The sequence below is a fragment of the Synechococcus sp. PCC 7502 genome (genome assembly GCF_000317085.1).
Lineage (GTDB): Bacteria > Cyanobacteriota > Cyanobacteriia > Pseudanabaenales > Pseudanabaenaceae > PCC-7502.
This window is the reverse complement of the sequence record NC_019702.1, coordinates 2,027,660-2,040,514: the sequence shown is the minus strand read 5'-3', so window position 1 is coordinate 2,040,514 and position 12,855 is coordinate 2,027,660. Positions and strand designations below refer to the sequence as shown.

Sequence of the window (12,855 nt, the reverse complement as noted above, 5' to 3'; positions counted from 1 at the left end):
AAAACCAAGTTCAAAACTGTGTTTAAAAGAACCGAAATCAAAACTACTATAATGCACAGTAAATATCGTACTATGATATACCTCCAACTTTTTGTTTATCAAAGCCATGACTATTACTTCAACTAAAGTAGGTTTAAAACTTGCTGGAAATATCAGCCATAAGTTTACGCGGCGATCTCTAATTCCTGTAAATGGACTTTGGCAGATAGAATCGGGAGTTGTGCGTACTACCACTTACTTTGAAGATGGGAATGTGGCTACCCTTGGTATTTGGGGAGAGGGTGATTTAATTGGTGCAGCTTTATCGACCACTCAGCCCTACCAAATTGAATGCTTAACAGAAGTGAGGCTAAAGGTTCTTTCCGAAGAGCTATTACCTCGATATACGAAAGAGTTAATCCTCCAAATGCAGCGTAACGAGGAATTTATCAAGATTATTCTCTGCCGTCAGACGGAATTAGCGGTAATGCACATGTTGAACTGGCTGGCAAAAAGATTCGGAACCGAATTTGACTCTGAAGAAAAGTACGGACAACAAATTAATCTACGGCTTACACATCAAGAATTAGCAGAAATTATTGGTACAACCAGAGTCACGATGACAAGAATCTTAAATAACTTTGAACGTCAAGGTTTGATTCAAAGACATCAGCATTTTATGGTGATTATGGCTGATCGTGAAGATGTTTGGCACTATGAAATTTAGCTAACTCAAAGCTAACTTAAGTAAGTGTACCCACTCAAGCTATGATCGTATTTTTGTAAAAGTAATCGTGCTTCTTCCAGGGTAATGGTTTTCGCTTGTAAGGCTTTTTCAGTTTCACGGCGCATACTTTCTAGCAATCCATCTCGACTGTATTGAACATACTCCAGTACTTCAGTCATAGTGTCACCTTTAATCACATGTTCAACTTGGTAGCCGTTGGGGGTAACGTGAATATGTACGGCATCGGTATCACCAAAAAGGTTATGGAGATCGCCTAAAATTTCCTGGTAAGCACCGCCTAAAAATAATCCTAAAAAGTAAGGCTGGTTGGGATCAAATGGATGTAGCTCTAAAACAGATTTGACATCTCTAAGATCAATAAACTTATCAATTTTGCCATCACTATCACAGGTTAGATCGGCGATCGTGCCTCGACAGGTGGGTTCTTCATTAAGGCGATGAATGGGCATAATCGGAAATAACTGATCGATCGCCCAGCTATCAGGGGCAGATTGAAATACAGAAAAATTACAGTAATAGGTAGTTGCCATGATTTTTTCTAGGTCTTCCAGATCATCGGGGACATAGTTTTGTTGACGCACAATTTTTAAGATGCGATCGCAAGCCTCCCAATACAACCTTTCTACCCTTGCCCGTTGGGATAAATTTAAATAACCAAAAGAGAATAAACTTACTGCCTCTTCTTTAAATTGGGTAGCATCATGATAAGCCTCTTGGTAGGTATCAACATTAATCTGCTCTAGGGTTTCAAACAGATTGCGAATAATTAAATGTTCTCCTTCCTCTAAAGGCGGAATATCATGACTAGGAATCCCACTCACATTCAAAACATCAAAGATTAAAACTGATTGATGGGATGCGATCGCCCGACCACTCTCACTGACTAAAGTTGGCATCGGAATATGATTTTCGGCACAGGCTTCTTTGATCTCGGCGACTACATCATAGGCATAGTTCTGCATATTGTAGTTTTTGGAGGCGTAGAAATTGGTTTTAGAACCGTCATAGTCCACACCTAAACCACCACCCACATCTATATACTTCATGTCAGCCCCACTTTTTGATAGCTGCACAAAAATTTGCGAAGCTTCCCGCAGAGCATCCTTAATTACGCCGATGGAACTAATTTGCGATCCGATATGAAAATGCAAAAGTTGTAGTGAACCTAATAAATCTGCGGCTTTGAGTTTTTCCAGTACCTCTAAAATTTCCCACATATTCAGACCAAATTTGGCGCGATCGCCTGCGGAATCTGCCCACCGCCCAATCCCCTTGGAACTTAATTTTGCCCTTACTCCTAAAATTGGTTGAATGTTGAGATTTTTGGCAGCTTTGATTACTAAATCCACTTCTTCAAGTTGTTCTAGGACAATAATTGGAGTTTGCCCTAACCTGCGTGCCAATATTGCCGTCTCGACATATTCTAAATCCTTATAACCATTGCAAATTAGTAATGCCCCGGGAGTTTTGAGCGTTGCCAAGGCAATTAGGAGTTCAGGCTTAGAGCCCGCTTCTAATCCAAATTGAAAGGACTTGCCATAGTTAACTAATTCTTCGACTAACTGTCGTTGTTGGTTGACCTTAACTGGATATACACCTCTGTACACGCCATTGTAGTTATAGCGGGCGATCGCTTTGGCAAAACAAGCATTTAACCGTTCAATCCGATCCGCCAGAATATCTGAAAACCGCAATAAAATCGGTAGCCGTAAATTTCTTTCCTTGAGATCATTAATTAAATCAAATAAATCTATGCAACCACCGCGATCGCCCTTGGGAGAAACCGTAACATGACCTGCTTCGTTAATACTAAAGTAAGGTTCACCCCAGCCATTAATCCGATAGAGTTCTTCACTATTTTGAATTGTCCATGTTTTTAACTCAGTCAGATTCTTAACCAAGATAGGTAATGTAGTTTCTTGTGCCATTGCAATTTTAAGTTTAGCTATAAATTTAGCTTCTAAATATTAACCTATTTGATTACTGAGCTTTCGCAGAAGTCTTTGCAGCCCTTGAGCTTTAACCTAAGCATAATAAAAGCCACCTCTATAAACCTTGAGAATCAGGTACATATACAGTGGCAATATATATCGGGCTATCTAGCAGTGAATTCTTATTTAGTCCATTCAGTATGGAAAAATTCACCCGCAGGCTTGTCAATCCGCTCGTAGGTATGCGCCCCAAAGTAATCCCGTTGTGCCTGAGTTAGGTTTTGCGGGAGGCGATCGCGGCGGTAGCTATCAAAATAACTGAGGGAAGCACTAAAGGCAGGAACAGCAATTCCCAGTTGAGCCGCAGCTTGCACCACCAAACGCCAGGACCGTTCCTTAGTTATAATGGTTTGGGTAAAGTCTGGATCAACAAGTAGGTTTTTTAGTTCAGGATTACGCAGGTAGGCATTCTTGATTTTATCTAAAAAGCCCGCCCGAATAATACATCCACCTTTCCATATCCGCGAGATTTCCGCTAAGTTGAGATTATAGTTATATGCCTTAGAAGCGGCAGCCAGTAAAGCCATCCCTTGGGCATAGGAACAAATCTTGGAACAGTACAAAGCATCCCTAACCGCATTAATAAATTCGGTGCGATCGCCTGTATAGCTTCCCGTGGCATTCCCTAGAATTTTGGAAGCAGCTATGCGTTCATCTTTATAGGAAGAAGCAACCCTTGCGGTAACAGCAGCAATCATCGTCGGAATTGGCACACCCAGATCAAACGCACTTTCCACAGTCCACTTACCCGTTCCCTTTTGTCCCGCCTTATCTAAAATCTTTTCGACTAGGGGTTCGCCTGTTTCCTCATCAATTTTGGTGAAAATATCCGCAGTAATCTCAATTAAAAAAGATTCCAACTCCGTAGAATTCCACGCTACAAAGGTGTCATGGAGTTCTTGCGCTCCTAGTCCTAATCCAGTTTTAAGTAAGTCGTAAGCCTCGGCGATTAGCTGCATATCCCCGTATTCAATGCCATTATGTACCATTTTGACGTAATGTCCTGCACTACCTGGTCCAATGTAGGTAACACAGGCACCATCATCAACTTGTGCCGCAATCTTGGTCACAATTGGTTCAATCTCGGCATAGGCGGTTTTTTGCCCACCCGGCATCATACTGGGACCATTTAAGGCTCCTTCTTCACCACCGCTAACCCCCATGCCAATAAATTGGAGATTATCCTTTTCTAGCTCAATGGTACGGCGATCGGTATCGGTAAATAGGGAGTTGCCCCCATCAATAATAATGTCACCTTCATCGAGTAAAGGCTTAAGCTCGGAAATCACCGCATCCACAGGCGCACCTGCTTTAACCATGATCAAAATTTTGCGTGGGCTTTCCAAGGACTCGACAAACTCAGGAATACTGAAGGTGGCTTTAAAGTTTTTGCCAGCAGCCCTTGTTGCCATAAATGTATCTGTCTTTTCCCGACTGCGGTTATAGACAGCGATCGAAAAACCATTACGTTCAATATTTAGGGCAAGATTTTCGCCCATAACGGCTAGACCAATTAGCCCAAAGCTTTGTTTTGACATATGCACAGGTTACTTTATTTCTTGATATGTACTAGATAGATTAACCTGAGCTAAATTGATCCCCTCAGAGCCAAACTATTTAATTAATAATTCAATAGGCTTATACTCAAGATGCCTACCCAAAAGTGACCCTAAAGTGTTTATATCGCTATGCACATTGATCCAAAATCCATTTCTGCTTCAGATAGTTACAAACTTTTAACCAATATTATTGTGCCGCGACCGATCGCTTGGGTAACTACACAAAATTCAAAAGGAGTAATCAATCTGGCACCATTTAGCTTTTTTAACGCCATAGGTAGTAATCCCTTATACCTCATTATCAGTGTTGGAAATAAAGATGATGGCAGCATCAAGGATACAGGTAAAAATATTCTTGACAATCATGAGTTTGTGGTTAATCTAGTAAATGAAGACCTGTTAAATGCTATGAATATTTCTGCTGCTAATTTTCCTGAGGCAGAAAGTGAACTCACGGCTATTGGGCTACATGGAGCGGATTCAAAGCAGATTAAAGTACCTAGAGTGGCAGAGGCACAAGCCAGCCTAGAATGTGTGCTTCACAGCCATCAGCCCCTTGGTATTTATACGCTTATTATTGGGCAGGTTGTCATGTTTCACGTTGATGATAATTTACTCGGCGATCGCTACCATATTAATGGATTTGCACCTATTGGTAGAATGGGTTCTCCTGCTTACTATTGCCGAACAAGCGATCGCTTTGAACTTCCGCGTATTTCCTATGAACAATGGCAAAAAGAGTCTGGATTATAAATTTTTAGAATAAATTAGGTGGTTGATACTTCAGGAATCGAAACTTCAGGAATTGTGACCTGCTGAGAGTACTTGGTAGTAATGATTCTAGCCCCACGTTTGCGGGTGAAGTAATTAAAAGCCCATTGCACCATTACTACTAATTGGTTATCAAATTCCACTAGGTAAAAAATATGGAGAAAAGTCCAAATTAACCAAGCCGGCATACCTGTGAGCTTCATAAACCGTAAATCCACTACCGCAGCATTTCTGCCGATTACTGCTAAGCTACCACGATCTACATAACGGAATTGGGGTAAAGGTAAGTTGCGGATTTGGGCTTTAAGTAATTTGGCAATGAATTCTCCCTGCTGCATGGCAACGGGTGCTACCCCAGGTAAGGGCTTACCTTCATCTTGATGGGCGTAGTGAGCCAAGTCGCCTATCACAAATAAGCTGGGATGATTAGGTACGGATAAATCTGGTGAAACCATAACTCTACCAACTCGATCAAGAGGTGCATCCGCCCGTTTTGCCAGAATTTCCCCTAAGGCGGAAGCTTTGACCCCTGCTGCCCATAGAATAGTTTGTGCTGTAACTTCTTCTGTGCGATCGCCACAACGGAAAGTAACTACATGGTCATGAATATTAGTAACAATCGCTCCTGTTTTAACGGTTACACCTAATTTCGTTAAAGCATCGGTGGCAGAGGCAGATAAGTCTGGAGCATAGGGAGGTAATATCCGCTCAAACCCTTCTAACAATAGAATTTCTGCTTCCGTAGTATTGATATTGCTAAATTCATCATGGAGAGTATGATTTGCTAACTCCCCGATCGCCCCTGCTAATTCAACTCCAGTGGGGCCTCCGCCAATGACGACAAAAGTGAGTAGAGCTTTACGCTTTTCTGGATCGGTTTCTTTTTCCGCAGTTTCAAAGGCATCTAAAATACGCCGCCGAATATTAATAGCATCTTCTACGGTTTTCAGTCCAGGTGCCCATTGTGACCAATGATCGTTGCCAAAATAGTGATGACTGACTCCCGTTGCCACGATCGCATAATCATAGTCAATTTCTTCACCACCACTTACATAGATTTTCTTGGAGTCGGGATCAATATCCTTAACTTCTCCCATCAAGACTGTGGTGTTTTTTTGATTTGCCAGTACTCCCCGTAAAGGTGAGGCAATATCAGCAGGTGACAGAACTCCAGTGGCAACTTGATACAGAAGGGGCTGAAATAAATGGAAATTACGTTTATCAATTAGGGTAATTCGAGCATCAATTCCTTGTAATTTTTGGGCTGCGTATAGACCTCCGAAACCGCCGCCGATGATCACAATATGTTTTTGGGTCACAGCCTTTACCTAGAAAATTATTAGGTAATTATACTACATCACTTCTGTATTTGCCCCACCTCTATTTACTTTGATATTTATTAGGACTTACACACTCAAATTTATAAAGTGCTGGTAGAAGGGAGTTTGAGGGCTGCGCCCTCATTTGGGGCTTTGCCCCAAACCCCTGTTAAATCTAGGTTTTTCTTCTATACTGCATAAGTCCTGATTTACTTTGATTTCAGTGATTTTCCACCTTTTTGTTGAGTGGGAAAGGAGTAAAATAAAACATTAAGACACATCCATTGGCAATAAACTTAAAACCATTGCATAAAATACAAAAAAAAGCATTAGAATCTTGGCATCTAGGGCGATTTGTCAAAACCCTTGCCTATTTTGGCGTTATTCCAATTTTGAGTGATAACATTTGGTTTCAAACAATCATGGGGAATCCAGCCCTAAACAACCTTGATAGTAAAGCCTATGCTGATCCGATTATTCTTGATAAATACGCTGTAACGAGTCCTGGGATTAAGCCATTGTCATCAAATCTATCCTTATTTAACTTTCGTGATCCATCAAAAAACTCACAAGATGCTTGGGGGGCGATCGATGATGTGGTTATGGGCGGGGTTAGCCAAAGTAATATTACCGTATCAAGTAGTGGAGCCATATTTTCTGGAGTTGTATCCACTGCCAACTCAGGCGGATTTGCTTCAGTGCGGACTCGCAACTTTGAACCCCCACTAAATCTCGCTCAATATACAGGAATTGAACTGCGGCTTAAAGGAGATGGGCAAAGGTATAAGTTTTTAGTGCGGGGTGAGACTCGATGGGATGGAGTTGCCTTTAGTATTTCCTTTGATACTGAACGGGAACGCTGGATAACTGTTCGGATTCCTTTTACCCAAATGCAGCCCATATTTCGGTCAAAAACTGTGGCGGGGGCTATTCTTAATCCTGCCCAAATCTATGCTTTTCAGTTAATGCTAAGTAAATTTGAGTATGACGGTGCTTTAAACCCTCGATTTACCGCAGGCAATTTCCAACTTCAAATTGAATCTATTAGTGCTTACAGTAATTGAGAGCTAATCAACTCGTATTCTTGGTTAAGCTACTTCCTAATTTGTATAGTAACCTAGCCTGAAGTTAAATTAAAACAAAATAAAAGCTAAAATTTAGACGGCTGACTCTAGGATATCTCTACTAGGATTGATCTCAGTTGCTCAGTTATAAATCTTTGGCAATTATGCTAGGGCTAATAGGGTTAAAAATCTTGGTACTTTATTCTATCGTTCTTATTTCTTATTAAATATCAAGGCGATCCTGACTATACTGAGGCTTATTCTAAGCGGGCTTTGGTGTACAGGGGCGCAGCCCCACACCCCAACGTTTCTATTGGTAGTGAAACAGGCTGTATGAGTTTAGGAGATTCTCTAAAAGAGATCGAAGACTATGGTAAATCTTTAGGAGCATGGCGAAGCAATCGCTAATTTTTAAAGATTCTAAGGATAGTTGTTCTGTGATTAATGGTTTTTTAAATCTGCATAAGCCTAGAGGAATTACTGCCCACGACTGTATTAGCCGAGTTCGTAAACTTCTTAATCAAAAAAAAGTAGGACATAGTGGCACCCTTGACCCAATGGCAACAGGAGTTTTACCGATCGCCATTGGTAATTGTACAAGACTGCTGCGATTTCTCCCTGAAGGCAAGGCATATAAAGCAACGATACGGTTTGGAATTATTACCAATACTGATGATATGGAAGGGGAAATTTTGACTCAAAAGGAATGTCCAGACCTTAAATTAATAGATATTGAAAGGCTCTTACCCCTATTTCAAGGCACTATTCAACAACGTCCACCTGCCTTTAGTGCCATTCAAGTCAATGGAGTACGGTTATATGATTTAGCGCGTGCTGGTTTACCCGTGGAAGTACCGATTAGAACCGTAGAAGTTTATAAAATTGAAGTTTTGGCATGGCGATCAGGAAGTTTTCCCGAATTAGACCTAATGATTGCCTGTGGTAGTGGTACCTATATTCGGGCGATCGCTCGTGATTTAGGAGAGTTACTAAAATGTGGAGCAACTTTATCAGGCTTGGAACGCACCTTTAGCAATGGATTTGATCTTATTGACAGCAAAACTTTTACTGAAATTGCCCAAATCCCTGAGACTTCAGAGCCTAGCCATGGTTTAATCTCTGCCGATGCGGCTCTGCAAAATCTTGCCATGATTGAATTACCGATAGATGCGGCAAAACGTTGGACGCAAGGACAGGCTCTAAGCACTAATCAATATAGTCGATATATCAGCCTGGATTCTAATTTATCTTCTGCAAGTACTTCTGGGAATAACTATCGGCGAATTTATGCCCAAGCTCAGTTTTTAGGAGTCGGCGAAATTCATGTTGATCAGCTTATACCCGTAGTAGTCCTTGAGACCCAACTCCTTAGCCAGTAATACTTGCCAACAATCCCATCACACTACTCAGATAAATCACCCAGATAAAGATGACTGCGTTAGTAAAACTTCTACTTCTGATCCCCGTTGATTATGTAAAACCAAAGTCGTACTTGAGTTAAGCTCAAACCCAATATGTTGATAAAACTTCTGTTGCATCGAAGTCATTAAATACACACGTTCCACATTACAGACTCTCGGATGTGCCAAAACGGTCTGCACTAACTTTCTACCCAAGCCCGTACCTCGGTAATCTGGATCAATCACCACATCCCAAATTGTTGCCCGATAAACCACATCACTAGTAGCACGAGCATGACCAATTAACTTTACGCCATCCCACACTGTAACTACGGGATTGGAATTGGCGATCGCCACTTTTAAGTCTTCTATGGTTCTTGTCCTTGCCCAAAATGCACTGACTCTGAGTAACTCCTGTAACTGCTTAAAATCTACCAAGTCAGGGGAATCACAAAACTGAATATGACGATTATCCAAATCACACACTCCTAAAAATTTAATGACCAAATTTCATGATCATAGTAAGCTGACAAAATTATTTGCTGAGTACTTACCATCTGCTACTAATACCTATGGCTTTAACATTGCCAAATCACTATGCCAAATAACTATGGAATTTAGAAACAAGTCTTAAGGTCATTTTTACAATACACCATTTGTATAGATATATTATGACTGTATTTTTATCACTGATCACAAAAAAGCCGTACACAAAAAAGTCTAGTAAACGCCATGGCTATTTCCCGTCTTAGATTTGGCTTTTTATTCAGGTTGGTATGGTAGTCTAGTTTACTTTTTCATAGATTAATCGAAATTGCCTCCACGGGACAAACGGAAATACATTGTTCGCAAACTATACAAAGCGATCGCCTAAAATTCAAACGAAAGCTAATTGGGTCTAAATTTAAGGCTGTAGTTGGGCAAACCCCTGTACAAAGTCCACAATCGACACACTGGTCTTCATCAATAACAATTTCTCTTTTATCGGAAGACACCTCTATATTCTGCGATCGCATCCATTCTAGGGCAGATTCTAAATGATCAATGTCGCCGGAAAGCTCCATCACCATTTTACCTTCTTGATTAGGGGCAATGTGAGCACGGATAATATTAGCCGCAATATTAAAATCTATTGCCAAGCGATAGGATAGAGGGATACTAATTGTGGACTTAGGAAAAGTCAGATTCACTCTCTGTTTCATGGCTTTATCCCTGATCTTAGTAACGGATTAGTAATTGATTAGTGAGCGACTTAAAGACAAGTTTAAGCTATAACCCCCAAAAAATTGTCTAAAAAACCTGCACCCATTCATAGATTTCATACTCAGTCCAAATTTGATGTTGCCAGTAGGGATCGGCTTCAATCAAACTGCGAGCTTCTGCCTCGGTATCAGCTACATACACAGCAAATACTTTTTGTAAATTTTGGGTTGGACCGATAGTAATTAACTGCCCATTATTTTTTAATGCCTGCAGATTATCTAAATGATCTTGGCGGTGGGGTGTTCTTTTTTCTAGAACTTGATCACAGTATGATCCCCACATTACATATTTTTTAGACATATTACTTGGACATATTTGTTAGATATTTTAGGATATTACTTACCGATAATAAAACCTATCAACCATTACGGCTATAACCGTAGCGATCGCAGTTACTCCTAAGCCTGTTAATACACTCTGTCCTTGACTAACACTAATATAAGCTGCACTACCTGCACCAACAGCAGCAGTAACAATTGATATCACAGGGTCTGAGTTTTTATACATGGGTTTAATAGTTTTAATTTTAATAATTTGATGATTTTTTATGATTAAAGTTAAATGTAATTTAATAAGAAAATCTGATTTATGGATTAACAAACTAACAGGCTTTCACGGAAATACCAGAATTTCTCAATAAATCTTTGACAAAAATCACAATTTACTTAATATCCGTTTATACAAGAGCGATAAAATCACTGTAAGATTAGATGAGGGATATTTGCAAAGGGAATGTAGTCTATGCAACCAAGTGAGCTTCTAAAGCAGGGGCAATTATTGCGGAGACAAGATCGAGCCGAATCGATCGCTTGTTTTGAGGAATCTATTCAACGGGCTGAGTCTTTGAATGATGAGGTGCTAATTTCTAAAGCTCTAACTGAATTAGCCATAGAGTTAATTGAAATTGGGCAAATTCCTGCCCTAGGTAGAGCTAAGTCACTTTTAGATAGATCAATCTATATATTAAAAAAATTAGACAGAGAGAAATTAGATAGTAGTCATAGCCAGTCTGTTCCTAGCTTATCCGCCCATCCACGTCAAGCCACGGATCAACAAAGAAGCTATGTTATTTATGCCCAAGGGCTTTTAAGTTTGCAGGAGGGTAACTTTCACGAAGCGATCGCCCAGTTTGATCAAATCTGTAGCAGTTACACTAATGAGCCAGAAATGCTATCGACATTGGAACGTAACTTGGCAGAATCTTATATCGGGCTTGGTGACTTTAAGACTGCTTTATCTTACTTACAGAAATCAACTTCTCGTACCAGCCGAGCTAATAACTGCGAGCTTTTAGGGCGGATTTATTTGCAACTAGATCAGTATCAGCGCGCCCAAGAGTATTTTGAACAAAGCTTGGATATAGCCGTTGAACTTGATGACAAATATTTACGGGTTCAGGCTTTTATTGGACTTAGTCAAGTAGCGATTGCCCAAGCACAATGGGAAACAGCTATTACAGTAATTAAAGATGTTTTATCCCAGCTAGAAGAACCCCTAGATTTACAGCAAATTGCCTATTTATATCTAAATTTAGCTGAAGCTAAGATTGGGATAGATAATATTCCCCAAGCTCAGGAATATGTAAAACAGTTTGCCATTCCCAGATTTGAAAAACTCCAAAATCAACATGGATTAGGATTGGGGAAACGTACCTTAGCCCGTGTGCTTACGGCTCGGTTAGCTAAAGGCATGGATGAAGTTACCGAAGAAAGTATTGAAGCGATCGCCGATGAACTTTTAGAAGCATTAATGATGTTTGATAACTATGGTACTCCCCAAGAGAAAGCTCGCACTCTCTATGATTTAGCAGTTATATATAGTCTCTGCTGTGAATCTAGGTATCGGTATCAGTTTCATGGCAAAGCAGTACGTTCCCTAGAGCAAGCTTTGGCAATCCTTAACCCATTTAGAGATGATTCATCAGTTTTAGTTGCAAAAATAGAACTATTTTTAAATGAATTAATGGGTGATTTTGGGTTTGTCTAGTCTCACTACATACCATTGCCATTTGCCTAGTTCATGACAATCTAATTCGCAGGCAGTTTTAATCAAACGTTCCACCTGATGTTCCAGACTAGGAATATTTTTAAGGTCTTGGGGGAGTTGAGATGGTATCTTGAGCAGTAAATCTTTAAGAATTTCCTCTAACTCAGACAATGACACAAACTGCTCTGTGAGTTCAGGCGAAAGAACTACATAACAATCTTCTTGATACATTATGCTATTGGGCATAGATTAATCATCTGAATTACTTGATGTGTTTATTATGCCATGACTAATATTTCTCAACAAATTGAAGCAATCCTTTACCTCAAGGGGCAACCCATGACCATAGATGCGATCACTATTGTTGCAGAATGTGACCGTAATCTCATCGAAGATGGATTGGTTGATTTGATTGCCGACTATGCTTATCGAAATAGTGCTTTAGAAATTGTTGAAAGTGATGCAGGGTTTGCATTATGCCTGAAATCTCAGTTTAGTGACCTAGTCCAGAAAATTATTCCCACCGATCTAGGACGGGGAACATTACGCACCTTAGCGGCGATCGCCCTGAATAATCCCATTAGTCAAGCTGATGTAATTCAAATTCGTGGCTCCAGTGCCTATTTGCAAATTCAAGAGTTAGTGGATCAAGGCTTCATTCAAAAACATCGGGACGGGCGATCGTATCATCTGGAAATTACCCAGAAGTTTCATCAGTATTTTGAAATTGATGATTTGTCTAAATTAGACCTCCTGCAGAACTGAAATTGGAGTA

14 protein-coding genes are annotated in these 12,855 nt (G+C 40.3%); 6 read left to right on the top strand and 8 right to left on the bottom strand.

Annotated features, from left to right (window positions below; translation table 11 throughout):
* Positions 1 to 106 precede the first annotated feature (106 nt).
* Positions 107 to 706, top strand: coding sequence for a Crp/Fnr family transcriptional regulator (locus SYN7502_RS09980; RefSeq protein WP_015168709.1), 600 nt, complete (start codon positions 107 to 109; stop codon positions 704 to 706).
* Positions 707 to 717: 11 nt separating this feature from the next.
* Here the strand turns inward: SYN7502_RS09980 and speA are convergent, their stop codons facing one another.
* A complete protein-coding gene (gene speA / locus SYN7502_RS09975) occupies positions 718 to 2,655 on the bottom strand; it encodes a biosynthetic arginine decarboxylase (RefSeq protein WP_015168708.1) in 1,938 nt (645 codons plus the stop codon).
* 185 nt (positions 2,656 to 2,840) lie between these two features.
* Entirely contained in the window at positions 2,841 to 4,256 is a 1,416-nt protein-coding gene (gene gnd, locus SYN7502_RS09970; protein ID WP_015168707.1) for a decarboxylating NADP(+)-dependent phosphogluconate dehydrogenase, read from the bottom strand.
* Between the two features lie 150 nt (positions 4,257 to 4,406).
* On the opposite strand from gnd, the gene SYN7502_RS09965 reads away from it, so the two are divergent.
* Entirely contained in the window at positions 4,407 to 5,030 is a 624-nt protein-coding gene (locus SYN7502_RS09965; RefSeq protein WP_015168706.1) for a flavin reductase family protein, read from the top strand.
* A 14-nt stretch (positions 5,031 to 5,044) separates the two neighbouring features.
* Here the strand turns inward: SYN7502_RS09965 and SYN7502_RS09960 are convergent, their stop codons facing one another.
* Positions 5,045 to 6,367 carry an NAD(P)/FAD-dependent oxidoreductase gene (locus tag SYN7502_RS09960; RefSeq protein WP_015168705.1) on the bottom strand — a complete coding sequence of 441 codons (1,323 nt, stop codon included), beginning with the start codon at positions 6,365 to 6,367 and terminating at the stop codon, positions 5,045 to 5,047.
* Positions 6,368 to 6,672: 305 nt separating this feature from the next.
* On the opposite strand from SYN7502_RS09960, the gene SYN7502_RS09955 reads away from it, so the two are divergent.
* A complete protein-coding gene (locus tag SYN7502_RS09955) occupies positions 6,673 to 7,431 on the top strand; it encodes a CIA30 family protein (protein WP_246828902.1) in 759 nt (252 codons plus the stop codon).
* Positions 7,432 to 7,820: 389 nt separating this feature from the next.
* Positions 7,821 to 8,810 carry a tRNA pseudouridine(55) synthase TruB gene (gene truB / locus SYN7502_RS09950; protein ID WP_015168703.1) on the top strand — a complete coding sequence of 330 codons (990 nt, stop codon included), beginning with the start codon at positions 7,821 to 7,823 and terminating at the stop codon, positions 8,808 to 8,810.
* Positions 8,811 to 8,846: 36 nt separating this feature from the next.
* Here truB and SYN7502_RS09945 read toward each other — a convergent pair whose 3' ends face one another.
* The 4 genes from SYN7502_RS09945 to SYN7502_RS20200 all read right to left on the bottom strand — a co-directional run bounded on the left by SYN7502_RS09945 (position 8,847) and on the right by SYN7502_RS20200 (position 10,601).
* Positions 8,847 to 9,338, bottom strand: a complete 492-nt coding sequence (locus SYN7502_RS09945) for a GNAT family N-acetyltransferase (RefSeq protein ID WP_246828901.1) — start codon at positions 9,336 to 9,338, stop codon at positions 8,847 to 8,849.
* 290 nt (positions 9,339 to 9,628) lie between these two features.
* A complete protein-coding gene (locus SYN7502_RS09940) occupies positions 9,629 to 10,033 on the bottom strand; it encodes an NIL domain-containing protein (protein WP_015168701.1) in 405 nt (134 codons plus the stop codon).
* 88 nt (positions 10,034 to 10,121) lie between these two features.
* Complete coding sequence (locus SYN7502_RS09935) at positions 10,122 to 10,394, bottom strand: YciI family protein (protein ID WP_015168700.1); 273 nt, start codon at positions 10,392 to 10,394, stop codon at positions 10,122 to 10,124.
* A gap of 39 nt (positions 10,395 to 10,433) precedes the next feature.
* On the bottom strand, positions 10,434 to 10,601 hold the full coding sequence (locus SYN7502_RS20200; RefSeq protein ID WP_015168699.1) for a hypothetical protein: 168 nt from the start codon (positions 10,599 to 10,601) through the stop codon (positions 10,434 to 10,436).
* 234 nt (positions 10,602 to 10,835) lie between these two features.
* Between SYN7502_RS20200 and SYN7502_RS09925 the strand changes: the two genes are divergently transcribed.
* Positions 10,836 to 12,080: a tetratricopeptide repeat protein gene (locus tag SYN7502_RS09925; protein ID WP_015168698.1), complete on the top strand. Its 1,245-nt coding sequence runs from the start codon at positions 10,836 to 10,838 to the stop codon at positions 12,078 to 12,080.
* On the opposite strand, the gene SYN7502_RS09920 is transcribed toward SYN7502_RS09925, so the two are convergent.
* Positions 12,054 to 12,326, bottom strand: coding sequence for a CRR7 family NDH-1 assembly protein (locus tag SYN7502_RS09920; RefSeq protein WP_015168697.1), 273 nt, complete (start codon positions 12,324 to 12,326; stop codon positions 12,054 to 12,056). The genes SYN7502_RS09925 and SYN7502_RS09920 overlap by 27 nt on opposite strands.
* Before the next feature lie 39 nt (positions 12,327 to 12,365).
* Here SYN7502_RS09920 and scpB point away from each other — a divergent pair, with 39 nt between their 5' ends.
* Complete coding sequence (gene scpB / locus SYN7502_RS09915; RefSeq protein ID WP_015168696.1) at positions 12,366 to 12,845, top strand: SMC-Scp complex subunit ScpB; 480 nt, start codon at positions 12,366 to 12,368, stop codon at positions 12,843 to 12,845.
* Positions 12,846 to 12,855: the final 10 nt, after the last annotated feature.